Here is a 25675-nt window from a genome sequence, read left to right as displayed (position 1 = left end):
CGAACGGACTCTTGCGCTACGGTCAGGCGCGACCGTAGCAATCGTCGAGACGAACGATGTCGTCCTCGCCGAGATAGGAGCCTGATTGAACCTCGATGATTTCGAGCTGAACCTTGCCCGGGTTTTCGAGCCGGTGCCGCACGCCCAGCGGAATGAACGTCGACTCGTTTTCCGAGAGCAGGAACTGTTCCTCGCCGCGCGTGACGAGCGCCGTGCCGCGCACGACGACCCAGTGCTCCGCGCGATGATGGTGCATCTGCAACGAGAGCCGCGCCCCCGGCGTCACGACGATGCGCTTCACCTGGAAGCGGTCGCCATGCTCGATCGAATCATAGAAGCCCCACGGGCGGCGGACCTTGCGATGCGCGTCGGCCTCGGGCGCATGCTGTTCGCGGATGCGCGCGACGAGCCGCTTGATGTCCTGCGCATGCGAGCGGTCGGCGACGAGCACGGCATCGTCGGTATCGACGACGACGACATTGGTCGTGCCCACGCACGCGACGAGTCGCCCGCCTTCGGAGCGCGCATAACTCGACGTCGCGCCTTCGAAGAGGACTCGTCCGCTGCCTACGTTGCCGAGCCCGTCCTTTTCCATCGCTTCCCATACCGCGTCCCACGAGCCGAGGTCCGACCATCCCGCCGACAACGGGACGACCACGCCTTTGCAGGGCGCATCGGAGCCGCCGCCGATGTGTTCCATCACCGCGTAGTCGATCGAATCGGACGGCACGCGGCCGAACTGATGCGGACACGGACGAATGAAGTGATCATCCGCGTGGCCATCTCGGAGCGCTGCCATGCACGTTGCGTGCATCTCACCGTTGAGGTGCGCGAGCGCATCGAGCCACACGCTCGCACGCACGACGAAAATGCCGCTGTTCCACCAGTAGGTCTGCGCGGCGACATACTGCGCGGCGAGCTCGGCCGCAGGCTTTTCGACGAAGCGATCGATCAGATGCACGCCTTCGCCGAGCGATTCGCCTATGCGGATATAACCGAAACCGGTATCGGGCCGCGTAGGCGGAACGCCGAGCGTCACGATCATTCCGCGTTCGGCGTAGCTCGCCGCCGTTTCGATCGCCGCGTGCAGCGCGGGAAGGTTCGCAATGGAATGATCGGATGGCATCGCCAGCATGATCGCATCGTCGCCGGCGCCGGCGATCGCAAGGGCCGCGAGCGTGAGCGCGGGCGCGGTATCGCGGCGCGCGGGCTCGACGATGATCTTCGCACCGACGCCGCACAGGCGCACCTGCTCTTCCGTCGTGAAGCGATGCTCCTCGCCGCATACGATGACCGGCTGTGTGTCGATGTCGAAGCCGCCGGCGAATCCGTCCATGCGCGTGACGGTAGCCTGCAACAGCGAGTCGCGTCCGACCACGCCGATCAACTGCTTCGGAAACTGCTCGCGCGACATGGGCCAGAGGCGCGTGCCCGAGCCACCCGCGAGAATCACCGGCACGATGCGTTTGCAAGACTGCGCGGGCGGCGCCAGCACGTCCGCCACCGTGATTGCATCTTCTGAACTCATTGCGTTGTCCATGGCTGCACTCCGTGGTTCTCGATTGATCGCCGAAAGAAATGCTTCACTCGAAGCCCTGCCGGCTGATCAAAGAGGGGATGGAATCGACCGATCATCGACGTTGAGGATGACTGTCATGTGACGCGCGCGATATCTCCGGACGGACATCGCGCGAGGCATTCTTCACAGGAACGTGGCCATCATCTTGCGGACGGCGGCCACGGCGTGATCCTGCTGCTTCTCGGTCAGCGCAAGCCCGCTCGGCAGATAGAATCCGCGCAGGCCCATGCGCTCCGCAACCGGATAGCGTTCCCCTTCGAACAGCCCCTGCTTGCGGAAGACCGGCTGCAAATGCATGGGCCAGAAAAAAGGCCGTGCGCCGACGCCTGCATCGGCAAGTATGGCGCGCGCTTCATCGCCGCCGATAGGCAAGGCATCGTCGAGCATCACGCCGAAAACCCAATAGACGTTTTCCGCATAAGAGCATGCGACGGGTGCGAGCTCCAGTCCCGGCACATCGTGCAGAAGTGCGTCGTAGCGACGCCCCAGCTCCCGCTTTCGCGCGATGTGCTCGTCGAGCTTTTCGAACTGTGCCAGCCCCACTGCGGCCTGAAGACTGCTCATGCGATAGTTCCAGCCGAGTTCCTCATGAACGAAGCGCCGTTCAGGTCTGAAGCACAGGTTGCGCAGACTTCTTGCGCGCGCGGCGAGCGCATCGTCGTCGCACAGGATCATGCCGCCTTCGCCCGTCGTGATGTGCTTGTTCGCATAGAAGCTGAAGCACGAGATATCGCCGAAGCTGCCGCACGCCTTGCCGTCATAAGTCTGGCCGATGGCCTGCGCTGCATCCTCGATGACAAGCAGGCCATGCTTCTTCGCGAGTTCGAGAACGGGCTTCATGTCGACCGGCAGACCGAAGATATGCACCGCCATGATCGCGCGCGTACGGCTCGTGATCGCCTCCTCGATCTTCGTCACGTCCATGTTCCACGTGTCCGCGCTGGAGTCCACGAAGCGCAATTGCGCGCCGGTACGCACGATCGCCGATGCGCACGAGATGATCGTATGCGTGGGGATGATCACCTCATCGTCCGGGCCGAGCTTCAGCGCCGCTGCGGCGACATCGAGCGCCGCGCTGCCGTTCGCGACGGCGATGGCGTGCTTGCGGCCGGTGGAGGCCGCCATTGCGCGCTCGAAGCGCTCGACGAATGCGCCATCCGACGAGATCCAGCCGCTCTCGATACATTCGTTCAGGTAGATCCTCTCGTTTCCGTCGAGCAGGGGTTCGTTCACCGGAATCATCGTGTGCCTCTCTGGTTTCAATCTCGAAGCCTGTCGGCTGGTGTGGCCGGTCCGTTCACGGGACAAGATGCTCCCGTGAGCGGCCTGCACGCGTTCACGCAGCATAGGAGCGGCGGAAGGCTCATCCTGAGGGCTGGCCGAATATGCCATGACGTTGGCTGAAGCGGCTTTGGCGACGGGACGCCATGCCGCGCGCGCCCTCGACACTTGTCGTCGACGGTGCGAAAGCGTGGACCGCGACAATATCTTGGCACCGTCCGCCACGAGCCGGGAAATGTTCATAGCCATCGCTAATCTGAGAAGCGCACGCGCGCCTGACCAGATTCAGTGTCTGCGGGAAATCACGTTCCGATCAACGCATCTCAATGGACGGTTGAGCACCAACATGAACAAAGGCTCTCGCATCTATGTCGCCGGACACAATGGCATGGTCGGCTCCGCCCTCGTCCGGTGTCTCGCCAGTCGCGGCTATCACCACTTGATCACGCGATCCAGACATGAGCTCGATCTGCTCGATCAACGCGCGGTGACGGAATTTTTCGCGCAGGAACACATCGACGTGGTGCTGCTCGCGGCAGCGAAGGTCGGCGGCATACACGCGAACTCGACCCAGCCAGCGTCGTTTCTTTACGAGAATCTCGTCATAGAAACCAATGTGATTCATGCGGCTTTCAAGAGCGGCACACCCGAACTGGTGTTCTTCGGTTCGTCGTGCATCTACCCGAAATTTTGCCCGCAACCGATCAGGGAAGAGTACCTGCTCACGAGCGGCTTCGAGCAGACCAACGAAGCCTATGCCATCGCGAAGATCGCCGGGCTCAAGCTGTGTGAAGCGTATAACCGGCAACACGGAATGCGATATATCTCCGTGATGCCCACGAACCTCTACGGTCCGAACGACAACTACGATCTGCAGAACGGGCACGTTCTGGCCGCGCTCATCCGCAAGACGCACGAAGCGAAACTGAACGGACTCCCTTCCATTTCGGTCTGGGGATCGGGCTCGCCGCGACGCGAATTCCTGCATGTCGACGACCTCGCATCGGGCGTGCTCGCGCTGCTCGAAAGCGGCCGCTCCGACGGCGTGTTCAATATCGGCACCGGACGCGACATCGCGATCGCGGACCTCGCCCGTCTCGTCTGCGACGTCATAGGCTTTTCCGGATCGCTGGATTTCGATCGATCGAAACCGGACGGAACGCCGCGAAAATTGCTCGATGTGTCCAAGCTGGCCGAGCTCGGGTGGACGCCCACGATCACGCTCAGGAGCGGCATCGCATCGACCTATGCCGATTTCACGGAACACGTGCAGCGGACCGGATACGCGAACGCGTGATGAACGTGTGACGGCGCGCGTGCCGATGCTGTCGTTCGACAGCCGGCCGCGCGCCGTTTGTTATTGCGTTTCGCGTTCGGCCAGTATCGGCGACAGCGCGCGTCTCAGCGCCCCTTGCGAGAGCAGCGCCGCTGCCGCGTCTATCGCCTTCTCTATCTTCGTTCGCTTGCGCAGATAAGTTTCCTGCGCGTTCGTCAACGCGTCGACGATGGCCGGCGCTTCGGGCGGCGCGAAGCATATTGCTTCGTGAATCTCCTTCATGCTGATGGCCGGAAGGTCCGTGGATATGACGAGTCTTCCGGACGCCACATACTCGATGACCTTGAATGGAAACACGCCGTTGCCCATCTTCTCGATCGACGCGTGCGGATTGACCAGGACGTCGCACTCCGAGATCAAGGAGAGCAGCGTCTCATCGTCCACCCGGCCGTGAAAGTGCACCGCATGTCCTTCGTCGCCGAGGGCTGCGAACGCCGATGCCAGCGGGCCCGCGCCGCACACATGAAAGATGAAGCGTCCGCGCGACAGGCGAATCAGATCGAGTACGACATCCGCGCCTTTCTCCGCGCTCAGTCCGCCGAAGTAGCCGATCACGGCAGGCGCGCCTTCGCGCGAAAATGGCCGCCGCCGTCTGCATACTTCGATCAGGTCATCGGAAACCACGCCCGGACACAATATGACCGGGCAACCGCTGCGCCGCTGCTCGCGTGTCGACAACGATTCGTTGACGGCAAGGCACACCGTCGGGGCCGGCAAGAGAAAGCGCCATGCAACGAAGTCGATCATCGGCTTGGGATGCCAGCGCCGCCGCGAGAACAGCCAGTCTTCGAACTGAAGGACGAGACGCGCGCCGAACTGCTTCGTCAACTCGCGAGCCAGCATCGTTTCGAATGCGTAGGGGTTGTAGATCCATACCGTATCGGGTTTGCCCAGCATCGAAATCTCGCGGCTCACGGCGGCGACTTCGAGCAGGTTCAACATCTTGCCGACGGTCCGGACCGGATAGCGGCGCAGCGCGATCTCACGAATAGGCTTGTCGCCGATGCGCGCGTCGCGGACTTCTCGCTGCAACCACGCCTCCTCTTCGTGCGCCGAATTGATCAACACGACATCGCGCGCCAGATGGGCGGCCAGGGTCAGAAAGAATTCGACTTTGCGGGCAGCGCCGAGATCGCGGTTCCTCTCGCGATGAGCGGCGCTGTACGGTGCGATGAACACTAGCATGTCGGCTCCCGGATTACATGCTCAGCGACGGCGCTTCCACAGCGGCGCCGGGCGGTCGCGCGCGACCGGACACGGTTTCGACCGCCGTGCCCGCCATCTTGACCGAGCGCCAGTACATGTCCCCGAAACAGACCAGAAGCGTCGTCACCAGCGGATACTGCTCCGGCAGATTGATGTCCATGCACGCGCCTATCGTGATGCCCAGAAACACGAGGTAACGCGCCCGCAGATACCCCGGCTCAGGCGGACGGATGCGCCACAGGAACGCCGCGGCGCCCGCAATGAAGAGCAACGTCCCGACCGTCCCGATCTGAAACTGCATGGTGACGAAGGTATTGTCGATGAGCAGATTGAACCGGTACTGCTCGGGTTCGGCGCCCGCCTGCGACACCATCGCGTACGCCGTGTTCGTGCCGACGCCGAGACCTCTTCCGATCAGCAACTCCGGGACGTCCGCCTGCGACAATTCACCCATCATCTCCCCGAGGTTATATAGCCGCCCCCCTTCGCTGATCTGGTTGGCCAGAATGTCGCCACGGCCCACCGCGTCGACCATATGCGCGTAGCCGGCCGTCACGAGGCACGCCGCGATCGGCAACGCGCTCGTCACGAGCAGCATCCGGCCGCTTCGACCGAGCCTCGCGTGCAGCGTCTCCCAGAACAGGAGGCCGGCCACCGGCGCAATGCACAGCATCGCGAAACGCGTGCCGGACGACACCGCGATCGCCACCGCCACCACCAGCAGCACGAGCCGGAGGATGAGCCGCCCCCGATCGAGAATCAGCGTCATGCACGCGAGGGAGATCGCATACATGCCCGCCAGCGTCGCGTTGCTGAGCAGACCCGTATAGCGATCGCCCGCAAACGAAACGACCCGGCCCTGACCGAGCTCCATCCATTGCCGCAGAACGACGTTGAGGTCGAGCGCGGCGAGCGCGAGCAACGCGAGGACGAAGGCCGTCTGCCCGCGGGCGCTATCCGGCAGCCATCGCCCGAACAGGAACAGCCCGAACGACGCATGAAGCAAAAGCAGCCAGCGCAGCCCGGCGGCAAGAAAGAACAGCGGCGTCCAGCCCAGGATGAACGGCACGACGCCGATCGATATCACGCAGAGGATCCACGCAAAGTACAGGAGAATGAACGTGCGCGTGCCGGATGGAAAGCGGCACATTCCCAGCGCGAGAGGCCAGCCCACGCCGATGACGGCCGCGATGACATCCTTCACGTATCTGACCGAGCCCGCCTCCTTCATCCCGGCCGTGCTCATGTTCCATACGTCGATGGAGCGGGTTCCAAGCGCGCTGATCGCCTGGTCCCCGTATTGCGCCAACGCTGCGGCAAATAGCGAATAGACGACGAATGAGAATGCCCAACGGGTCCACATGGCATACGCTCCGGTGTGTTGCCGCGCGGCTCAACGCAGGCTCGTCGTCATTCGTGATGCTCCAGCGCCCGGTATCCGGCCAGTGTGATCAGCGCATCCCGCTTCGCGATCTGATAGTCGGACAGGACCATCTCCTTCACGAGCGCGGGGAATGTCACCGTCGGGGCCCAGCCCAGTTTCGCGTGCGCCTTCGACGGATCGCCCAGCAAGGTCTCCACTTCGGTCGGCCTGAAATAGCGTGGGTCGACGCGCACGATCACCGCACCCGGCGCGACCCGGCATTCCTTGTTCGTGATGCTGTCCACGATGGCGACCTCGTCGACACCGCTGCCTTCGAAGCGCAGCGTGATGCCGAGCTCCGACGCCGCCTGCTGGACGAATTCCCTCACGCTGTACTGCACGCCCGATGCAATGACGAAGTCTTCCGGCTCCGGCTGCTGCAACATGAGCCACTGCATCTGCACGTAATCGCGTGCGTGTCCCCAGTCGCGCATCGCGCCCAGATTGCCGAGATAGAGGCAGTCCTGCGATCCGATCGCAATGCGGGCGATGGCGCGCGTGATCTTTCGCGTGACGAAGGTCTCGCCGCGAACCGGCGATTCGTGGTTGAACAGAATCCCGTTGCATGCGTATATGCCGTACGCCTCGCGATAGTTCACCGTGATCCAGTACGCGTATAGCTTCGCGACCGCATAGGGGCTGCGCGGATAGAAAGGCGTGGATTCGCGCTGAGGCACTTCCCTCACCAGCCCATACAACTCCGATGTCGATGCCTGATAGAAGCGCGCGCTCTTCTCGAGGCCCAGTATGCGCATCGCTTCGAGTATCCGCAGCGCGCCGAGGCCGTCGGCGTTGGCCGTGTACTCCGGTTCCTCGAAGGAAACCGCCACGTGACTCTGCGCGGCCAGGTTGTAGATTTCGTCCGGCTGAACGCGCTGCATGATGCGCAGAATGCTCGACGAGTCGGTCAGGTCGCCGTGATGCAAATGAAAGCGGCGCTGCGCGACATGGTCGTCTTCGTACAGATGGTCGATCCGATCGGTATTGAAGAGCGACGAACGGCGTTTCACGCCGTGCACCTCATATCCTTTGTCGAGCAGGAATTGAGCGAGATAGGAACCATCCTGACCGGTGATCCCGGTGACCAGCGCGACCTTGTTCGGCATCGTTTCTTCTCCTCGTTTGCTTACGCGACATGCGAATTGCATCAGGCAGTCTTGATGTTGCTCTCGCCACGATCCCGGCCGTACCGGTATGAGCTCACGTAGCCCGATCCATAGCGGGATCTCTCGGCGGGAACATCGGTGAACAGGATGCCGCTCACGCTGACGTCGCTGTTCTGCAACCGGCTCAGCGCCTCGTGGACTTCGGCGACCGACTGACGCCCGTGCCGCACCACGAGAAGCGTCGTCCCTGCCTGCCGTCCGATCAGCGACGCGTCCGTGACGGCGAGCACCGGCGGCGTGTCGATGACGACGGAGTCGTAACGCCTCGATGCCGAATCGATCAGCTCGTTCAGGCGCTGGCTCATGAGAATGTCCGCGGGATTGGCCGAGTCCGCGCCACGCGGAATCAGATCGACGCCATCGATGACATCGCGCCGCACCACATCGTCGAAGGGCGCGCCGTTCAGCAGTTCGCGCAGTCCGGGTCCGTCGGCCGGTCCGAACGACGCATGCATGTTGCCCATGCGCATGTCCGCATCGATCAGCAACACCCGCTTGCCGCCGGCCGCCTGAACGGCCGCCAGATTGGCCGACAGGAACGACTTGCCCGCGCCGGGCGTCGAGCTCGTGATCATGATCACGTTGTTTCTGCGCGCGCCGCCGATCGATTGCAGCACAGTGCGCAAGCTACGCACGCCTTCCACCGCCACATCGCCGGGCGAACGCGTCGCCAGCACATGGACGCCGGGAATCTTGCGACGCATGTCCTCCTGCAACCTGACTTGCCGCGCGCTATGCGGCACGACCGCGCAGACCGGAATGCCGAGAGCACGCTCGATCTCGACGCTTCGCTCCACGCCACCGAACAGCGCTTTTCGCAGGAACGCAGCGACGATTCCCAGCGCGACGCCCAGCACCGCGGACAGCGACAGCAAGACGCGCCAGTTGGGTTTGATGGGCTTCTCGGGCGCCATCGCGCGATCGACGATGCGAACATTGCCGACATTGCCCGCCTTGATGACACGCAACTGCTGCGCGCTGTTCAGGAGATTCGTATAGAGATCGGTGTCGACGCGAACGTTGCGCATGAGACGCAGCGCGGTCTGCTCGGTGTCGGGCAAGGACGCGATGCGCCGGCTCAATGCATCGCGATCCTGCTGCAAGCGGCTGATTTTGGCATTGATCGCCGTGAGCGACGGATAACCCGGTTGATAGTGCCCGGCGATATCGTCGCGCTGCTGCATCAGCGTCCGCATGCTGGTGTCGAGTTCGACGACCTGCTGAAGCAGCAACCGGCTCTCGACGCCGAGGTCGACCGTGCCCTTGCTGTTGCGAAACGCGTTGTACTGATCTTCCGCCTGCTGCAACTCCTCGCGCAACTTCGGCAACTGCCCTTCGAGGAACAGCAGCGAGTGCTCGGCCTCGGACGACCTTCTCGCGAAGTCCTGAGCCATATACTCCTGCGCGATCGTGTTCACGATATTCGCGATGCGCGTCGGGTCGGAGCCTTCGAGCGCCACGCCGATCATCCCCGATTGCTGGCGGCGCTCCGCGATAGCCAGCGCGCCCTGAAGCGCCAGAATGGTCGCCTGGGGAGATTTGGCCTTCACCGTGAATTCGCAGCCGAAGGGCGCTTCGAGCGTGCTGACGAGTACGCGGACCTCGCCTTTGCCATACGGCACGTTCAGTTCCGTGCCGACCGTTCCTCGTCCGAGGACGATGCCATCGGGCGAAAGCAGTTCGAATGAATCGCCCTGCCCCGCCTTGATCGAGAATTCGTGGCCGACGGCCGCGCGCGGCACGTCGAACTTCGTTACTTCGATGTTCTCGTCGCCCCATGCGAACCGCCGCAAGCCGAAGAGCGGTTTAGGGTCGCCCATCCCGCTGTTCAGCCTCGCGATCCAATGGCCGACCAGCGGAAAATAGCGCGGCACCGCGGTAATTTCCAGGTGCAATTGCTGCACCGCTTCACCCACGACGAGCCGCGAGCGAATCAATTCCATCTCGGTGTCGGCGCCCGCCTTGACCTTCGAATCGAAGATCGAAGCGAGCCGCCCCAATGCCTCCGCTTCGGGAGAATTCGATGTCTGCGTGCCGATCTGAACAAGCGCATCAGCCCGGTACACGGGCGGATTGACCGCCCCGTATAACGCACCGAGCGCGAGCGTGCCCAGTGCGACCATGCATACCAGACGCCGGCCATCGATGATGACCCGAACGTAATCGGATATCGACACGCTATCCCCGTGCATCGAATCGTCACGCATGCTTTGCTCCATCGAGGCCATGTGTTTGCCGGTAGGGTGCGTCGCGCCCGACAGCGATATCCGCTCGGCAGGTGCGGTTTCAAGAGGAGAGACGCATCGACGTGCGTTCGGTCAGACCGTTACCTTGCTCTTATCAATGGACAAACAAAACGGCGCGGCACGCCTGATTCGAGAAATCCCTGAGTCTCACGTGTCCGTCGCCGTTGAGTACTTTACATTCGGCACCGTTACACAAGACATCGCGACCGAAATCGCCAAGATGTTGTCGGCTGGCTGAGTAATGTCGGTAAGAATGAAACCAGACGGCAAAGCGGTGGCGTGCGTCGGCAAGGCTTTGTCGGCAGGATCGAAGAAGTGCCTTGTACCATTCGGCGGATAGCTCGATGCTTCTTTCATAACTTCTGCGTGCGAATGCATGGAAGGTTCATTCAATTCCAATAAAGGCTATCGAATGAAGATCCTCATGATTTCACTGAACTATGCTCCCGAGGTTTCCGGCATCGGGAAGTATTCGTCCGAGCTGGCCGAGTGGTTCGCAAGGAAGGGGCACATGGTTCGCGTGATAACGGCATCGCCCTACTATCCCGGCTGGCGTCTGCATGCAGGTTATAGCGCGCGAAAATTCTCCACGGAATCGATCAACGACGTGTCGGTGACGCGTGTGCCCTTCTGGTGCCCGCGCCAGCCGACAGGCCTGAAACGTCTCATTCACCTGATGAGTTTCTCGCTCGCAGCCGCGCTTCCCGCGATCGGTCAGATACGCTGGCGTCCCGATCTCGTCTGGGTTGTCGAACCGCCTTTGTTCGCAAGCCCCTTCGCATTGCTCACGGCGCGTTTGAGCGGCGCGCTGTGCTGGCTTCAAATTCAGGACTATGAAGTCGATGCTGCATTCAAGCTCGGCATGCTCAAAGGCGATGCCGTCAAGAAGCTATGCCTGAAGTTCGAACGATCGCTTCTCGCGCGCATGGACGGCGTGTCGGCGCCCTCGGCCGCGATGACACAAATCGCCGCTGTCAAAGGCGTACCTGACGAAAAGCTGTCGCTCGTACCGAACTGGGTCGATACCGGGCGCATTCGTCCGCTCGGCAGAATCAGCGCATTCCGTGGCCGGCTCGGTATCGACAAAGATGCCATCGTCGTGCTGTATGCCGGCAATCTCGGCGCCAAGCAGGGACTCGAACTGCTTCCGCAAGCCGCGCACATGCTGAAGCATCGAGGCGACATCGTGTTCGTCATCTGCGGCAATGGTCCGGCGAAAGACTATCTGACCGCCAAGGCGGCGGAGCTTCCGAATATCAAACTGATCGACCTGCAACCGAACAAGCGCTTCAATGAATTGATGGGGCTTGCGGACATACACGCGCTTCCGCAACGCGCGGACGCGGCCGACATCGTGATGCCCTCCAAGCTCGGCGGCATGTTGTCGAGCGCGCGCCCCGTCATCGCGACGGCCGCGGAGCATACCGAGTTATCGAACATCGTTCGTGCAGTCGGCGTCGTGACGGAACCGGGAAATGCGGCCGCCTTCGCGGACGCGATCGTCCATCTCGCGGACGATCCCGCGCTGCGTGCGCGGCTCGGCGCTCTCGGACGCAGCTATGCGACCACGCATCTCTCGCGCGAGAAGATTCTGTCCGCATTCGAGCGCCGCGTCGTGATCGACCTGCAGAAGAAGCGCGACATGTCGGATCGCGTCATTACCTGAATCGTTGGCGGCGCCAGGTGCGCCGCTTGCCCGCACACCGATGCGGCTACGCGAAAGGACGATTGCCGAGCATGAGAACGCGATGTGCGCCCGCGTTCGTGGCGACAAGACCCAGCGTCCCTTTCTGAGTCACCGAAAAGCGGAGGAGATCACTTCCCGATACCAGCGTTCGGACCGGCTCGCTCGTACCGGTGCGCGGCAAATGAAGCAGATACAGACCCGACGAAGCCTGATGCGACCGGTCCGCGTTGCGCGACACGAGCATGATCACCGCATGGGTCTTGTCGTCGTGCGGAACCGACAGGCCCGTGTCGAAGCTCGCGCCGTTGAAATCCATGCTGACCAGTCCGAGCCCGCCTATCTCATGCCGGACTTCGTCCACGGCACGCAGCGCACCGCTCTGTATCGTCACATCGCCGGCGAACTTCGCCGCGCCCGATGCAAACTGGTCCTGCGCCTGCTTGAGCGTGCAATCCCATGACTGCACGGGCGCGATCAGGCCATCCGACTGCACCGCAGCCGCGCCGTAGGCTTGCTGAACATTGACGCCGGAAACGGTGGACGCGCCGTCGAGCGTCCCGACGAATGCCGGAACCAGCACGCCATCGCCCAGATAGGGGTCGTTCCAGCCGGCGCCGACCGGTCCCGTTCGTCCCGGATTGTCGCGATAGCCTACGCGCTCAAGATAAACGCCGTTGAACACGGCGGACTGACACGCATCGACGAGCACGGCGGGTCGCGGCGACATCGCATGCGATATCTGCATGAAGACGTTCGCATTCGACGGACGCGCATAACGCGACATGACCCTGATGCTGAAGCCGCAAATGCCGCGGTAGGGATATGCCCGCGCCTGCGACGCCGCGTTGAGCTGCGCGCTCAGTCTGGACTCGTTGTTTCGGGTCTTGAAGAACGTGGCATCGAACCAGGTATCGATACGTCGCTCGTCATCGCCATAGACGCGACTGTAGATGTTGCGCACGTTGATGAAGGTGCACTTGTCCGCGTAGCCGCCGCGCTCGTTGTAGTCGTCGTTGCGATCCGCCCATTGCCCGCCGACGAGAATCGGCACGCCCGTGCCCTGGGCTTCGATATTGCTGAACATGCACTGCTCGAGCACGGCCGCATAGATGCCGACACCACAGCCGAGGAAGCGAAGCTTTTCGAAGATGCAACAGGCGAGTGTCGCGGAAAGCGCGCCGAAAGCAATGAAGCAATCGATAAAGGTCAGGTTCTCGAGCCCCGTTTCGAAAGCGATATCGTGTCCATCGAGCATGCCGAAGGCGATCGGCTGGCGCGCGTCCGCCATGCCGTAGCGATACGCGCCCTTCACGACGGCGTTGACGCCGCACACTCTCACGCCGGGCCACACGCCCACGCAATAAGCCTGACGCGATGCCGGCTCTGGCGCAAGCCGCTTGTCCTTCGCGCTTCTCGTGCGGCCGTCGTCGTGACAGGGAATGGCAAGCGTTCCCGATGCGGCCGCGATGCGAAACGTGCCGTTATCGAGCACCACGCGCTGCGATCTTCCGGTCGACGCATGGCACGAACCAGCGAACGCGACGGCTCGATTGATGGCATCGGCGTCGTCGGTGATGCCGTCCCCTTGCGCGCCGAACCAGCGTGCGTAGATGTCGCCCTCGAACACGCGTTTCCAGCGCTTTCCGGATTTCGACACGATAACCGTGCCGCCATTGTCCGGACTCGACGCATCGTCCGGGTCGAGCCGATAACATGCCACATCCGAAGCGCGATGACCTGCCGGATGCTGGGATACGAGTAGGCGCGTGAGCGTTCCGGCGTACTGGCGCAACGTCGCATAGCCTTGAATCGGGCCTTCGGCAAGAATGTAGCCGGACACGTCTCCGATACGCGCCTGCAACAGCGAACCCCTGACGACGACCATTCTGTCGTCGGGCGAGAGGCTTTCCGCCAATTGCATCGAAGCGGATGCGCCCTGCATCGGCGCGGCTTCGCTTTTGGCCGCCTGTGCGCGACGCGCTGAGCCCGCCGCGCCCGAGATACCGCAACACGCGACGATGATCTTCGCCAGTGCGTGCCGTCTCGTCTTGAGCGCGTCGCCAGCGGCTTGCCACTTCCTCCAGAAATAGACCATGACGTCTCGATGCTCGCGCAACGCGCTACGACTGCGGCTTCAGCGAAGCATGGGCGAAGATTCGCTTTCTGCAAATCCCGAGATATACGGCATAGTCCACTGCGACACTGGCGATGATGGTCGACCAGATTGCCCAGTCCACCGTGCCGAACTTCGTGAGCAGATACACCTTGAGCGGTATGGAAATGGCGCAGAAAACGAGCACGGCGAACAACTGCGGACGCAATTCGTTCACCCCGTTGAGAAAGATGGCGAAAGCACTGGCCATTGCATCGACCACGACGAACACCGCCGCCGCACACCGCAACTCGAACGGCACATCGAGCTGATTGCCCGTCCATATCTTCAGGAGCCAGGGCGACACGACGAGAATCAGCGAGCTCATCAGCAAGGCGGAACCCGTCGTCACGCACATGGACATCCTGAGCGTCTTCCCGATGAAAGCCTTCTCGCCTCGTGAGCGCGCATCGGCGTACAAGCCCCACAACGGTCCCGACAGCATCGCCATTGCGACGGTGATAACCTGAAACAGACGCTGCGCGACAGCCAGCCTCGCGACCTCCTTGGCGCCGAGAATATTCGCGACGATCAACGGGTCACAGGCGCTGCCGCAAATGAATCCGAGCTGGACGACGAAAAATAAGCCTCCTGTTTTCATCAGCACGGAGTAGTCGCGCCAGCCAGTGCCGGCCCAGATGCCGCGATGAACCCTGAAGATTCGCTCGCGGTGCAGACGCACGAGAAGCATCAACGCACTGGCGACCTGTATGCCATAAGTGGAAAGGACCAGATAAGGCAGAGGTGCGCGCATGCGCGCGCAGAGATAGAGCAACGGCAGTGAGCATAAGTATCCGATCGCCGCGGCGGTATGCGGCACCCATGCTCGCTGCATGCCGAAGAAAACCTTTCTGACTCCGCCGAGCGGGATATTCAGGCAGAACAGCGCGATGAACGTGAGCGTCGCCAGCACGGCCTCCCTCGTGACCGCCACCGACCCGAGCTTGAGCAGACGCTGTAAATCCAGCAGCATCACGAGGCCGATCAATATGCCCGCGGCGCCCACGCCGATAACGGCGAGCAAAGCGATTCCACGCGTGACGATGATATGCAGCGAGTCGCGATCGGCGGACGCCTCGGCATCCGCAACGAGATTCACGAGCCCGTTCGCCACGCCGAGATCCAGCACCGATAACATCAACGCGAGGCTCGATATGGTCATCCAGATGCCGAAGCGCTCCTGTCCCAGATACGGAAGCGTGAAGGATACCGAGAGCAGAACTACCGCAAAGCCCAGCGCGGCGCTCACCGCGTTGCAGCCGACCGACCGTGCGGCGCGGACATAGCGGTCCCGGTCGCGTCCCTCGGACGCGCCCACGCCGAACGGCAAATACCGAAAGCATTGCCGCAGGACGAAGGCAGGTGCGCGCGCGAAAGTACGATCTGAAAGCGGCATAGGGCGTCTCATCCTTTGGCTGATCGCCGGAAGCGCGCTGACTTAAGCTCGCGGTTCGAATCGCACTTTGTCCTGATCGCCCACATAGGGCCCCTGCTTTACCTCGATGAACGCCGCGTCTTCGAGTATCTCGAAGCCATGCCCGCCCGAGGACAGCAGTATCACGTCGCCGGGTCCGAGCGTACGGCTCGTCACGTAGTGCAGATTCGAGCCGTAAAAATCGACGCGCACGCGGCCCTTCTTGATGAACAGAACTTCTTGCGTCAGTTTGACTTCGCGGACCACTACGTTGTGTACGTGAGCCGGGATCTTCTTTCCGGCCGGATGCGTCATATGCGCGAGTTGTTGAGAGTACTCGTGCGGCGTGAAGAAATTGATGCCTTCTCTCGAGAACGAGTCCCGGACAATCAGGGCCAGCGTGACGCCTTCATGAACGATGGTCTCCAGTTCCTTATCAATCACGGTGTCCTGCTCGGCTACGAGTAGCGTCATGATGTGCCCCGGCGGGAGTTATTCGACATGAACTGCTGAATGCGCGACGGCGTGGAATGGATCATCTTCTGATGAATTGCCTCGAACATGAAGCAAAGGCGCAAGCCGATACGCCCCATGGTCCGAGGATAGCGATGAGCGTTTTACCCGATCATCCGGTGACGGAATCTGGCAAGGTGTTGACCGATTCCGGTCGCCCGTTTCCCATCAAGGCAATATAACTTTGCGCAACACGGGAAACGTGAAAGCGGTTATCGAAGCACTGTCTCGCCGCGGTTCTCATCGTCGCCTTGGCTTCGTCCGACAGGCTCGTCCATCGCGTCAGCAACCGCGTCACCCCTTGTTGCGTGTCTTCGTCCGCGAGTCCGGCGCCGTCGGCGACGACTTCCTGCCAGATGCCGACCTTGTCGGTCAGAAGCACCGGCACGCCACATGCAAGCGCTTCAGCCACCACGACGCCGAAATTCTCCTGATGCGAAGGCAAAATCAAGACGTCGGCTGCTTGCAACAAGGACCACTTGTCGTTGCCCGTGACCATGCCGGGCCAGGTAATTCGCCCGGCAAGCCCGAGGTGCTCGGCTTCACGACGCAGCCTCGCCACGAGGCCGTTATTGTCCGGCCCCGCGATGACAATCTGATAGTCGTCGCCCGCTTCCTTCAGATCGTGAAACGAGCGGACCAGCAGGTCGCAACCCTTCTTTTCATGGATGCGCCCGAGAAAAACAATGAGCTTCTTCCCCTCGCATTCGGCACTGGCACGCCAATTACCGACGCCCGTCGTCTCGATCGAGGGCGGAGGTGCAGTTCCGTATGTGATCGTGGCTTCCTTTGCGCGGTATAGCGGAAAAGAATTGCGCGCCAGTTTGCGCTCGCTATCGGCGGTGAAGAGAATGCCCTGTGCATTGCTGATGACGTGCCGCTCCACGAGCATCCAGTACACGAGTTTCTTCGCATACTTGAGCGGTCGGCCGACGTTGAACCACGGATCGAGCATGCCGTGCGGTATCACGAAATAGGGAACACCCAGCGAGCGCAATGAAACCACCGCCGCCGCGCTGTGAAATTGCCAGATGCCGTCCACGACGATCGCATCGTATTGCCTGCCGTTCTGCATCAGCCACCGCACCAGGCGGAAGCTGAATGAATATTTGCCTGCGTAATGTCCAAGGCGGATGACACGATTGAACGCGGTGTCATCCGTTGCGTCCGCGTGCACCGGAGAGTCGAGGCAGACGACATCGACGCTGTGCCCGCGAAGCCGAACTTCCGTCGCGAGTCTTTTGATCGCCTCGGCCGGCCCGCCTGATCGGGGCTCGATGGACGGAATGATGTGGAGCGTTTTCAAGGAGGTCCTCCGATGAACCGTGACGCGTGCGCGAACTGCCCCGAGAAAAAGACAGATTCATGTCGGTTGCCGGGCGGCGATAAGACCCGTACTCGAACAGTCATCCTAGTGGCTGGCCTGCGGCGACAGTGTCATTGGCGGAAATCATCAAGCTTTTGGCCGGTTGTCCGCGCATGGCGCGCGTCCCCGGGCCTGCGGCGGCTACGTCCATTGGTCGCCAACGTCTTGCCGAGATCGGTCAGAACGAGTCGATCCCTGTTTCACCGGCTACCGTGGGATGAACGTGCGATTGCATCAGCGTCAGATGTGCATCCTTTTCCGGGGGCCGAAGATATGCCGTTCAACAGAGCCGCTTCAAATGTCGCTTTCGATAGTGGCGTTGCAGATCCAGAACCCGCCGACCACGGCGTCGGCGAGCAGAAGCTTGCGAACGATGCGGACCCCGTTGTCGATAGCTTTCATGTTCGGCCGATCCGGATCGTGGTACTCCTCGAGCAGGACAATTCGACGGGCGGCGGCTTTCAGCAGGCAACGAATGCGGCGCTGTTGTTCAAGCGTCTGCCGCCCGAACTCTGCAGTGTGACCTTCGTCACGACGCGTGAGTCGGCGATCGAGGAATTACAGAGAAGCGGCCTCGATGCACGCTATCTGCCGGTTAAAAAATGGCAACGCATCCTCGCGCGCTTTCAGGTGATGTGGCGGCAGATCAGTCCGTCCCGCCTGCCCATGCGAAGCCTCGAACTCAACTGGCTGGACCGCTCGCTGGAGGACATGGGGGCGGATCTCGTCTATTTCACTTGCCCGTCCTATCTCGCGCTGGTGACCGTGCGCTTCAGCTACCTCTTTACTGTCTGGGACCTTTCGCATCGGGATGAACCGGATTTTCCCGAAGTGCGCGCCAATGGCGAGTTCGAGCGTCGCGAGCAGATCTATCAGCATGCGTTGAAGAAAGCGACGGGCATCGTTGTCGATTCAGCGGGTGGGCGCGATAACGTGATCCGACGCTATGGCATCGACGAAGACCGCGTGCACGTAATTCCCTTCTCTCCCGCCGTCGGCACGATGCTTTCCGAAGAAGAGTTATCGCAGCCGGAGCGCTACGTCGATATCAAGGCCAAATATTCGCTGAGCTGCGACTACGTCTACTATCCCGCGCAATTCTGGCCGCACAAGAACCACGTCTACCTGTTGCGCGGGTTACGCAGTCTGGAGGATCGTTTCGGCATCAAGGTGGGCGCCATATTCTCGGGACGCGATTTCGGCAACATGGCTCACGTTCGTGCCGTCGCCTCGGACCTCGGGCTGAGCGACAGAATCCGCTTCGCCGGCTTCGTGCCCGACGTCGAATTGCCATGTCTCTATCGCCAGTCGATTGCACTGGCGATGCCGACTTATTTCGGTCCCACGAACTTGCCGCCCTACGAGGCGTTTCAGCTCGGCGTCCCGGTACTGTATTCCGATCTCGTGAATCTGCGCGATCAGGTCGGCGACGCCGGCCTTCTCGTCGATCTGCTGAAGCCGGAGACCATGGCCAACGCGCTGCATAAACTCATCATCGATCCCGAATTGAAAAAAGTGCTCGTCGAGCGAGGAAAGCGGCGTATCGAATCGCTCTCGGACGAGTTGCGGCTCTCGACACTCAAAGGCGCACTGGAAGCATTCCAGGCGCGGCGTATGTGTTGGGAATCGTCCGCGCCGCATTCGCGCAATCGCGATTCTTCAACGTAGCGGGAATGTGAAATGGCCTCGGAACTGCTAGACGGCGAATCCATCCCGCCTGCGGAAACCCCTCGGCGCGAGGCGGAAATCGATCGCGCGTCTTACGGCGTGATCGATCTGAGTCGCGCCGGCAAGGGTAACTATCTGAAGGTGCGCTCGACTTTCGTCGAGGCGTTATGGTTCATCGTCGAAGCCAGCATCATCAATAACAAGTTCGTGCCTTTCTCCGGTCTGCGCGTCGCGTTGATGCGCCTGTTCGGCGCGAAGATCGGCGCCGGCTGCCGCTTCGTGCATCCCGTGCGCGTGAAGGCACCCTGGAATCTCGTGGTCGGCGATCACTGCTGGTTCGGCGTCGATGCGTGGATCTATAACCAGGCACCCATTCAAATCGGCTCGCACGTCTGCATCTCGCAGGGCACTTTTCTGACGACGGGCTCGCATGCGATGAGCACGACGATGGACCTGCGCGTCGCGCCGATCATCATCGAAGACGGCGTATGGATCACCGCGAACTGCGTCGTGCAGATGGGTGTCACGATCGGCCGCTCAGCCGTGGTCACGCCGCTGTCCGTCGTGCATCGTTCGCTCGAGCCCGAGGGCGTCTATGGCGGCAACCCATGCCGCTTCATTCGCAACCGCTTCGATTGAGAACGTCGCGAGCCGGCCTCGACGTTCTTGTCATCAAGGCTTTTGCCGGCTGCGTCCGCGATACTCGGTCGGCGACATCGAGAACTCTTTACGGAATAGCTTCGAAAGCCGCTCGCCGTTGCTGAGCCCCGTGCGGCGCGCGATCTTGTCGACCGGCAGGTCACTACTCTCGAGCAACTTGCAGGTGAGATCGAGCCGTGCCCGAAGCAGATACTTCGATGGCGTGACGCCGATTTCGCGCTTGAACAAGCGCAGAAAGTTACGCTCGCTCATCGATGACATTCGCGCCGCATCGACCACGGATATCGGCTTTGCGCAGTTCTGCACGATCCAGCGCGCCGATGCGCGCGCTTTCTGTGCGAGCGTCGTGTCATACATCTCCTCGAATGCTCCGGCAAGCGAAAGATCTGCCGTCGAGCCGAGACGGTCCGCCACGCGCCGGGCGAGCTCGACGCCCAGGTCTTTCTTGACGAGCGCGAGCGAGGTCATCAAGGCCTGATCGCGCTCATGCTCGGGAACAACATCCGATTTCGACTTGAGTTGAATGCCCTGCTTCATCGAAGGCCAGTCGCGATGTCCCACGCCGGCAGCGGACAAAAGCATGTGACCATTGCCAATCGCGGTGATGGTCACGCTCCTGTCACTCACACGGCGCAGAAGATCGATGAGATTGTCGTCGGTGGAAGCGCGCGCGACACCCGTTCCTCCCGCGACGAAAAGACTATCGAGGCTATCGAACTGGCGGCCAGCGAGCTGCTCCGTCCATACCGACATCGAAGAAGAACACGAGACCGTTCCGCCACGCACCGATACGAGGTTGACGCGATACGTCAGTGAATGGTCGTTAGGACCTTCTGATTGCAGCTCATTTGCCACATGTAATGCTTCGGCAAGCGTACCCGCCGCGAGCAACGAAAAACCATCGTATAAAACAATGCCGATATGTTTGATCGCATTCGATGCGCGAACCGAATACGCGCGACTTCCAGAGCGTGGCATAGCTTCGAGAACGTCAGATGAGGTTGACATCGCGGAGCCTCCTCAAGTCGTTTGCATGGGTGTACTTCGTATGAAACGAGCGTATCGACTGCCTGGCTTTGCTGGATGTTATGAGTCGCTAAGATTCCCACGAGAACAGGTTACAGGTAAGAAAAAATTGCGTCGATATTTATCGACAAGCTCTTTCATATGAGAAAACTTTCCGATTCGTTCTCACGGAAGGAATGCTTACGCACGTTCGTATAGACCTGACGCATGAGGAGTGCCGAAGAATGGGATATGTGGATAGACGTATTCGCAACGAATCATTTCGTAGTGCGGAATCGTCCGCTCGACACCCTTATTGCAATCGTTTGCGAGCGGCATCGAAGCGCTATTTCTCTTTGTTCAATCGAGAGCGCGGACGATGTTCATCATGAAGGGCGTTGACTTACAGTCCGTAACAGACGAGTCGAAGAGCAAATAAAAATCAGCGTCAAGCGACGAAAAAAAAAGCGCGGGCGAGTTATCGCGCGCGCTTCATTGACCGATTTCAAGCGGACTTAAATGAAGAAGATTTTTTAATATCGCCCGAAACTCGTCTGCAATGGCATCAGATCATATGTTATGAAGAGCGGAGTTATCGACCTATTTTTCAATCATCGGCCAACGATGTATGTAAGGTCTCGCGACTTGCAAGCATCGCAATGAGCGCCACGCCCGCGGCCCCAACGAGATACCACGCCGGCGCCAGCTTGTTCCCCGTCACGCTGATAAGCCACGTCGCGATGAGCGGCGCCGTTCCGCCGAAGAGCGCATTCGCCGCATTGAAGCAGAACGCGAATCCGCTATAGCGCACGCGAGTCGGGAAGATCTCCGACAAGAAGCAAGGCAGCGTGCCGTCGTTCATCGTGAGCAGCGCGCCGAATGCCACCTGAATCGCGACGATCATCGCGAAGCTTGCGCCCGCCAGTCCCTTGAAAAGGGGCACCGTCAACACGGCGAACAAGATCGATGCACCGATCAGCATCGACTTGCGTCCCACGCGGTCGGATATCGCGCCCATCAGAAAGATCAGGCCGATGTATGCCGTGAGCGAAATGGTCGCAGCGATGAAAGACGCCGTCTCGCTCATTCCCATCTCAGTGGAGAGGTAGGTCGGCATATAGCTCAGCACCAGATAGAATGCCACCGCGTTCAGACACGTCACGCCGAATGCAATCAACATTCGCCCGCGATGCTTCGACAGCAATTCGGCAATAGGCGCCTGCGCGGCATGATGATGCTTCTCCATCGCCTTGAAACGCGGCGTGTCTTCGAGCTTCACGCGGATATATCGACCGATCAGACCAAACGGCGCGGCCAGGAGAAAAGGCAGACGCCAGCCGAAGGACTGCAACTGTTCGCTTGTGAGCGCGGCATGCATCAACACGACGAGAACCGAGCCGAACAGCAAGCCGGCCGCCGTGCTCGCGGGCACGATACTCGTATAGATGCCGCGCCGCTTGTCCGGTGCATATTCGGCGAGGAACGCGGCCGCACCCGCATATTCACCCGACGCCGAGAAGCCCTGCACGACGCGCACGAGAAGCAGCAGAAGCGGTGCGAGCATGCCGACCTGGGCATAAGTCGGAAGCAATGCAATGAGGAAGGTCGAACACGACATGATAAGAATCGACAGAGACAGCGATGTGCGCCTTCCTATCCTGTCGCCGACGTGACCCCACACGATTCCGCCGATCGGCCGCACGATGAACGAGATCGCGAATACGCCGTAAGTGGCGAGCAAGGCGGTCGCGCTGTCCGTCTTCGGAAAGAAGACCACAGCGATGATCGTCGCCAGATAGCCATAAGATGCATAGTCGAACCACTCGACGAAATTGCCGATGAAGCTCGCGCATGCGGCACGCTTCAGCAACTTCGGGTCGACGTGCGTGCTTTCCTCGTGCGACGCCTGTGGCATCGCGACCTGCGCGGTTACCGCTCTTTCCGTGTTCATCGACTGTCTCCGGACATGATGATGCGATGGCTGCACGCGCCCCGGCGACGCCGGGGCGCGCATTGCGCGTTCAGGCTGCGACGATGTTGTGTTCCGGCCCGTAAGGGAAGCCCGTGATGTTGGTGGCGTCCTTCTCGCCGACGACGAGGATGTCGTGCTCTCGGTAACCGCCCGCGCCGGGCAATCCTTGGGGCAGCATGATCATCGGTTCCATCGAAACGACCATGTTCGGTTCGAGCACCGTGTCGATGTCCTCGCGCAACTCGAGTCCGGCTTCGCGCCCGTAGTAATGCGAAAGCACGCCGAACGAATGACCATAGCCGAAGGTGCGGTATTTCAGAACGCCATATTCGGCGTAGATCTTGTTGAGCTCGCTCGCGATATCGCAACAACGCGCACCCGGCTTGATAAGTTTGAGCCCTGCCTCATGCACTTCGACGTTGATCTTCCACAGACGCAGATGCGCGTCGGAACAATGATCGAAGAACATCGTGCGCTCGAGCGCCGTGTAATAGCCCGCGATCATCGAAAAGCAATTGAGGCTGAGAATGTCGCCCTTTTGCACCCTGCGCGTGGTGACCGGGTTATGCGCGCCATCGGTGTTGATTCCGGACTGGAACCACGTCCAGGTATCCATGAGTTCCGAATCGGGAAAGCGGCGCGCAATCTCGCGCACCATCGCCTGCGTCGAGGCGAGCGCCACTTCGTGCTCGGGCACGCCTTCACGCACGGCCTTGGCGAGCGCCGCGCCGCCGATATCGCACACGTTCGCGCCGTGCTTGATCACTTCGATCTCTTCGTTCGACTTGATCATGCGCATGCGCATCGTCTGCACGCCGATATCGACAAACTCGACGGATGGCAACGCAGCCTTCAGCTTCGATAACATTTCGACGGGAAGCTGATCGAACTCGACGCCTACACGCCCCCGGTTTTCGATTTCGCCCTGCACGGCGCGGAAAAAGTTATCGCGCTGCCAGTCGGTATAGACGACGTTATAGTCGCCGACCGTGCGCCGCCACGGCTGGCCACCGTCGATGTTCGCTGAAATCGACACGACCTTCTTCTGCGTCACGACAAGGCCGTATTTGCGGCCGAACGAGCAATACAGAAAGTCCGCGTAATAGTTGATGTTGTGATACGACGTGAACAGCACGGCATCGATATTTTCACGCGCCATCAGATCGCGCAGCTTGCCGTGGCGGTTCGCGTATTCGGCGTCGGAGAACGTATGCTTCGCTTTTTCGCCGTTCTCGATGCGGATGAGGTTCTCCATTTTCATGCACTCAGCTCCTGGGTGAAAAGTCCATCGGTGTGAGTGAATGGTAGGAGCCTGGCGGTTTCGAAAATTTCCCGATTCGACGTCAAAATTCCTGTTTTCGACATCGAGGGTTAACCACGAACGGCGCGTGCGCGCCCTTGTTTTCAAAGGGCCTTCTGATATCGCCGGCGATCCGCTATCGGCGAGATATTGAACTGCGCCTTATAGCGCGTGGAGAAATGAGTGAGCGATGTAAAGCCGGTGCGCGCGCATACCTCTTCGAGAGTGCGTGCGGTTCTGTAGAGCAACTGACGCGCGCGCAGCAGGCGTATTTCGAGGTAAGCCTGCGCCGGTGTCTTGTCGAAACGCTCCTGAAACCAGCGTTCGAGTTGACGTTGCGATACCTTCACGAATGCCGCGATTTCCGCGATGCTGAGCGTCTCTTCGATATTGCTTTCCATGACCTGCAACGCTTCGTCGAGTTTCGCGTGTGCATCGCCGATGTATTGCCTGAGCGAGGTCACCTGCCGCTCTTCGTGACCGCGTCGCTCGGCGACGAGCAATTCGAGCACGCGCGCCGCGAGCGCGGGACTGCCCGGTGCAAGCGCGAGCAAGTGAACCATCAAGTCGAGCGGCGCGACGCCGCCGCTGCACGTGTATCGGTCGCGGTCCACTTCATAGAGCCGATTGGAAACGGTGAGCTTCGGAAACTGCTCCAGCAGCGTGTCCTGATCTTCCCAGTGAATCGTGCAGCGATAACCGTTGAGCAGCCCCGCACGCGCGAGAAAATAGCTGCCGGTATCGAGGCCGCCGAGCGCGCTGCCGCGACGCGCCTGCAGGCGCAGCCAGTCCATGATCGCGCCGACGCCCTTGCGCGGAATCGGATTCGGGCCGACGACGAATACGGCATCGAAGTCGCCCGACTCCGACATCGCGACATCGGGGATCACGCGGATGCCATCGCTGGAGCGCACGACGTCGCCATTCGCGCCGATCAGCGTGTACTCGTAGACCGTGCGCTCGACGAGCATGTTGGCGATGCGAAGCGGATCGACAGCCGTGCCGAGCGCAATAAGCGAAAAGTTCTCCAGAAGCAGAAAGCCGATTCGCATCACACGCAGGTCGTGCATGCCGGGATGTGCATGCTTTTTATTCTTTGGCGGCACGGCGGCGGATGGCATGAGCGGTCGAAGTGGGTTGCAAGCCTCTTCGACATCATAGCGTTACGGACCTGAAACGCTCGCGTTCGACACGTCGCGCTGGCACCCTTGCGACGCGGTCACACAAGCCGTGGGCTCGTGCGGGGCAGATAACCGCTCGGCTTGCCCTGGAGCCTTCGGCTCACCTTGAGAGCGAACAATACCGGCTTGGTGATATGCGGGCGAAGAATGGCATGTTTGCGCACATACTTTGGCACGTGCCACTGGGAGCGCGTGCCCGCGTAGAACAGCGCGGCGTGGCCCGCGCGCAGCGTGCGCGGCTCCTGCCCTTCGGCCGTGATGATGACTTCGCCTTCGATCACATAGATCGTTTCGTCTTGTTCGAAGTACCAGTTGAAGCGGCCAGCGGTGCAGTCCCATACCCACGAGGATGTCGTCGTGTCGAGACTTTGCGACCATCTGCCGCTGCGAGCGACGGGGTTGCCTTCGAGTATCCATGCGGGGTCGATCGGATCGGGTTCCAGCGATACATCGTCCAGCCGCACGGACTCGAAAACGGGAGTTGTCATGGATGCTCCTTGATGGCTTATGTGCTGTCCAA

20 protein-coding genes are annotated in these 25675 nt (G+C 60.9%); 4 read left to right on the top strand and 16 right to left on the bottom strand.

Annotated features, from left to right (window positions below):
• Positions 1-22: 22 nt before the first annotated feature.
• Together U4Y90_RS23355 and U4Y90_RS23350 are read right to left on the bottom strand one after the other, a co-directional pair.
• Positions 23-1528 (bottom strand): mannose-1-phosphate guanylyltransferase/mannose-6-phosphate isomerase, encoded by a 1506-nt coding sequence (locus U4Y90_RS23355; protein ID WP_321798092.1) that lies wholly within the window; start codon positions 1526-1528, stop codon positions 23-25.
• 174 nt (positions 1529-1702) lie between these two features.
• A complete protein-coding gene (locus U4Y90_RS23350; protein WP_321798091.1) occupies positions 1703-2821 on the bottom strand; it encodes a DegT/DnrJ/EryC1/StrS family aminotransferase in 1119 nt (372 codons plus the stop codon).
• A 385-nt stretch (positions 2822-3206) separates the two neighbouring features.
• Between U4Y90_RS23350 and U4Y90_RS23345 the strand changes: the two genes are divergently transcribed.
• On the top strand, positions 3207-4157 hold the full coding sequence (locus U4Y90_RS23345; protein WP_321798090.1) for a GDP-L-fucose synthase: 951 nt from the start codon (positions 3207-3209) through the stop codon (positions 4155-4157).
• A gap of 60 nt (positions 4158-4217) precedes the next feature.
• Here the strand turns inward: U4Y90_RS23345 and U4Y90_RS23340 are convergent, their stop codons facing one another.
• The 5 genes from U4Y90_RS23340 to U4Y90_RS23320 all read right to left on the bottom strand — a co-directional run bounded on the left by U4Y90_RS23340 (position 4218) and on the right by U4Y90_RS23320 (position 10594).
• A complete protein-coding gene (locus U4Y90_RS23340) occupies positions 4218-5381 on the bottom strand; it encodes a glycosyltransferase (RefSeq protein ID WP_321798088.1) in 1164 nt (387 codons plus the stop codon).
• Positions 5382-5394: 13 nt separating this feature from the next.
• The gene (locus tag U4Y90_RS23335; protein WP_321798086.1) at positions 5395-6765 is read right to left on the bottom strand and encodes a hypothetical protein; all 1371 of its coding nucleotides are present in this window, start codon (positions 6763-6765) and stop codon (positions 5395-5397) included.
• A 47-nt stretch (positions 6766-6812) separates the two neighbouring features.
• Positions 6813-7931 carry a GDP-mannose 4,6-dehydratase gene (gmd, locus tag U4Y90_RS23330; RefSeq protein WP_321798085.1) on the bottom strand — a complete coding sequence of 373 codons (1119 nt, stop codon included), beginning with the start codon at positions 7929-7931 and terminating at the stop codon, positions 6813-6815.
• Positions 7932-7972: 41 nt separating this feature from the next.
• Positions 7973-10198: a polysaccharide biosynthesis tyrosine autokinase gene (locus U4Y90_RS23325; RefSeq protein WP_321798084.1), complete on the bottom strand. Its 2226-nt coding sequence runs from the start codon at positions 10196-10198 to the stop codon at positions 7973-7975.
• Between the two features lie 186 nt (positions 10199-10384).
• On the bottom strand, positions 10385-10594 hold the full coding sequence (locus U4Y90_RS23320; protein WP_321798082.1) for a hypothetical protein: 210 nt from the start codon (positions 10592-10594) through the stop codon (positions 10385-10387).
• Between the two features lie 67 nt (positions 10595-10661).
• Between U4Y90_RS23320 and U4Y90_RS23315 the strand changes: the two genes are divergently transcribed.
• Entirely contained in the window at positions 10662-11903 is a 1242-nt protein-coding gene (locus U4Y90_RS23315; RefSeq protein ID WP_321798081.1) for a glycosyltransferase WbuB, read from the top strand.
• 46 nt (positions 11904-11949) lie between these two features.
• Here the strand turns inward: U4Y90_RS23315 and U4Y90_RS23310 are convergent, their stop codons facing one another.
• The 4 genes from U4Y90_RS23310 to U4Y90_RS23295 all read right to left on the bottom strand — a co-directional run bounded on the left by U4Y90_RS23310 (position 11950) and on the right by U4Y90_RS23295 (position 17309).
• Positions 11950-14019 carry a glycosyl hydrolase family 28-related protein gene (locus U4Y90_RS23310; RefSeq protein WP_321798079.1) on the bottom strand — a complete coding sequence of 690 codons (2070 nt, stop codon included), beginning with the start codon at positions 14017-14019 and terminating at the stop codon, positions 11950-11952.
• Positions 14020-14044: 25 nt separating this feature from the next.
• A complete protein-coding gene (locus U4Y90_RS23305; RefSeq protein WP_321798077.1) occupies positions 14045-15472 on the bottom strand; it encodes a polysaccharide biosynthesis protein in 1428 nt (475 codons plus the stop codon).
• A 42-nt stretch (positions 15473-15514) separates the two neighbouring features.
• The gene (locus U4Y90_RS23300; protein ID WP_321798075.1) at positions 15515-15964 is read right to left on the bottom strand and encodes a hypothetical protein; all 450 of its coding nucleotides are present in this window, start codon (positions 15962-15964) and stop codon (positions 15515-15517) included.
• Between the two features lie 151 nt (positions 15965-16115).
• On the bottom strand, positions 16116-17309 hold the full coding sequence (locus U4Y90_RS23295; protein ID WP_321798073.1) for a glycosyltransferase: 1194 nt from the start codon (positions 17307-17309) through the stop codon (positions 16116-16118).
• Between the two features lie 210 nt (positions 17310-17519).
• Between U4Y90_RS23295 and U4Y90_RS23290 the strand changes: the two genes are divergently transcribed.
• Together U4Y90_RS23290 and U4Y90_RS23285 are read left to right on the top strand one after the other, a co-directional pair.
• A complete protein-coding gene (locus tag U4Y90_RS23290) occupies positions 17520-19037 on the top strand; it encodes a glycosyltransferase family 1 protein (RefSeq protein WP_321798071.1) in 1518 nt (505 codons plus the stop codon).
• A 12-nt stretch (positions 19038-19049) separates the two neighbouring features.
• A complete protein-coding gene (locus U4Y90_RS23285) occupies positions 19050-19676 on the top strand; it encodes a DapH/DapD/GlmU-related protein (protein WP_321798069.1) in 627 nt (208 codons plus the stop codon).
• A gap of 33 nt (positions 19677-19709) precedes the next feature.
• On the opposite strand, the gene U4Y90_RS23280 is transcribed toward U4Y90_RS23285, so the two are convergent.
• The 5 genes from U4Y90_RS23280 to U4Y90_RS23260 form a co-directional block, all read right to left on the bottom strand.
• Positions 19710-20675, bottom strand: coding sequence for a GlxA family transcriptional regulator (locus U4Y90_RS23280; RefSeq protein ID WP_321798199.1), 966 nt, complete (start codon positions 20673-20675; stop codon positions 19710-19712).
• Between the two features lie 634 nt (positions 20676-21309).
• Positions 21310-22653, bottom strand: coding sequence for an MFS transporter (locus U4Y90_RS23275; protein ID WP_415749406.1), 1344 nt, complete (start codon positions 22651-22653; stop codon positions 21310-21312).
• 70 nt (positions 22654-22723) lie between these two features.
• The gene (locus tag U4Y90_RS23270) at positions 22724-23935 is read right to left on the bottom strand and encodes a M24 family metallopeptidase (protein WP_321798067.1); all 1212 of its coding nucleotides are present in this window, start codon (positions 23933-23935) and stop codon (positions 22724-22726) included.
• A 143-nt stretch (positions 23936-24078) separates the two neighbouring features.
• The gene (locus tag U4Y90_RS23265; protein ID WP_321798066.1) at positions 24079-25044 is read right to left on the bottom strand and encodes a GlxA family transcriptional regulator; all 966 of its coding nucleotides are present in this window, start codon (positions 25042-25044) and stop codon (positions 24079-24081) included.
• Between the two features lie 149 nt (positions 25045-25193).
• On the bottom strand, positions 25194-25643 hold the full coding sequence (locus U4Y90_RS23260; RefSeq protein WP_321798064.1) for a cupin domain-containing protein: 450 nt from the start codon (positions 25641-25643) through the stop codon (positions 25194-25196).
• Positions 25644-25675 lie beyond the last annotated feature (32 nt).

Origin of the sequence: Caballeronia sp. J97 (genome assembly GCF_905220305.1) — a bacterium.
GTDB lineage: Bacteria > Pseudomonadota > Gammaproteobacteria > Burkholderiales > Burkholderiaceae > Caballeronia.
Note: the sequence above shows the minus strand (reverse complement) of the source record. Positions and strands in the feature narration are given on the sequence as shown.

Excerpts from the sequence above, each read along its gene's own strand:
- U4Y90_RS23355 (WP_321798092.1), bottom strand. The coding sequence starts at position 1,528 with ATGAGTTCAGAAGATGCAATCACGGTGGCGGACGTGCTGGCGCCGCCC.
- U4Y90_RS23350 (WP_321798091.1), bottom strand. The coding sequence starts at position 2,821 with ATGATTCCGGTGAACGAACCCCTGCTCGACGGAAACGAGAGGATCTAC.
- U4Y90_RS23345 (WP_321798090.1), top strand. The coding sequence starts at position 3,207 with ATGAACAAAGGCTCTCGCATCTATGTCGCCGGACACAATGGCATGGTC.
- U4Y90_RS23340 (WP_321798088.1), bottom strand. The coding sequence starts at position 5,381 with ATGCTAGTGTTCATCGCACCGTACAGCGCCGCTCATCGCGAGAGGAAC.
- U4Y90_RS23335 (WP_321798086.1), bottom strand. The coding sequence starts at position 6,765 with ATGTGGACCCGTTGGGCATTCTCATTCGTCGTCTATTCGCTATTTGCC.
- gmd (WP_321798085.1), bottom strand. The coding sequence starts at position 7,931 with ATGCCGAACAAGGTCGCGCTGGTCACCGGGATCACCGGTCAGGATGGT.
- U4Y90_RS23325 (WP_321798084.1), bottom strand. The coding sequence starts at position 10,198 with ATGCGTGACGATTCGATGCACGGGGATAGCGTGTCGATATCCGATTAC.
- U4Y90_RS23320 (WP_321798082.1), bottom strand. The coding sequence starts at position 10,594 with ATGAAAGAAGCATCGAGCTATCCGCCGAATGGTACAAGGCACTTCTTC.
- U4Y90_RS23315 (WP_321798081.1), top strand. The coding sequence starts at position 10,662 with ATGATTTCACTGAACTATGCTCCCGAGGTTTCCGGCATCGGGAAGTAT.
- U4Y90_RS23310 (WP_321798079.1), bottom strand. The coding sequence starts at position 14,019 with ATGGTCTATTTCTGGAGGAAGTGGCAAGCCGCTGGCGACGCGCTCAAG.
- U4Y90_RS23305 (WP_321798077.1), bottom strand. The coding sequence starts at position 15,472 with ATGCCGCTTTCAGATCGTACTTTCGCGCGCGCACCTGCCTTCGTCCTG.
- U4Y90_RS23300 (WP_321798075.1), bottom strand. The coding sequence starts at position 15,964 with ATGACGCTACTCGTAGCCGAGCAGGACACCGTGATTGATAAGGAACTG.
- U4Y90_RS23285 (WP_321798069.1), top strand. The coding sequence starts at position 19,050 with ATGGCCTCGGAACTGCTAGACGGCGAATCCATCCCGCCTGCGGAAACC.
- U4Y90_RS23280 (WP_321798199.1), bottom strand. The coding sequence starts at position 20,675 with ATGCCACGCTCTGGAAGTCGCGCGTATTCGGTTCGCGCATCGAATGCG.
- U4Y90_RS23275 (WP_415749406.1), bottom strand. The coding sequence starts at position 22,653 with ATGAACACGGAAAGAGCGGTAACCGCGCAGGTCGCGATGCCACAGGCG.
- U4Y90_RS23270 (WP_321798067.1), bottom strand. The coding sequence starts at position 23,935 with ATGAAAATGGAGAACCTCATCCGCATCGAGAACGGCGAAAAAGCGAAG.
- U4Y90_RS23265 (WP_321798066.1), bottom strand. The coding sequence starts at position 25,044 with ATGCACGACCTGCGTGTGATGCGAATCGGCTTTCTGCTTCTGGAGAAC.
- U4Y90_RS23260 (WP_321798064.1), bottom strand. The coding sequence starts at position 25,643 with ATGACAACTCCCGTTTTCGAGTCCGTGCGGCTGGACGATGTATCGCTG.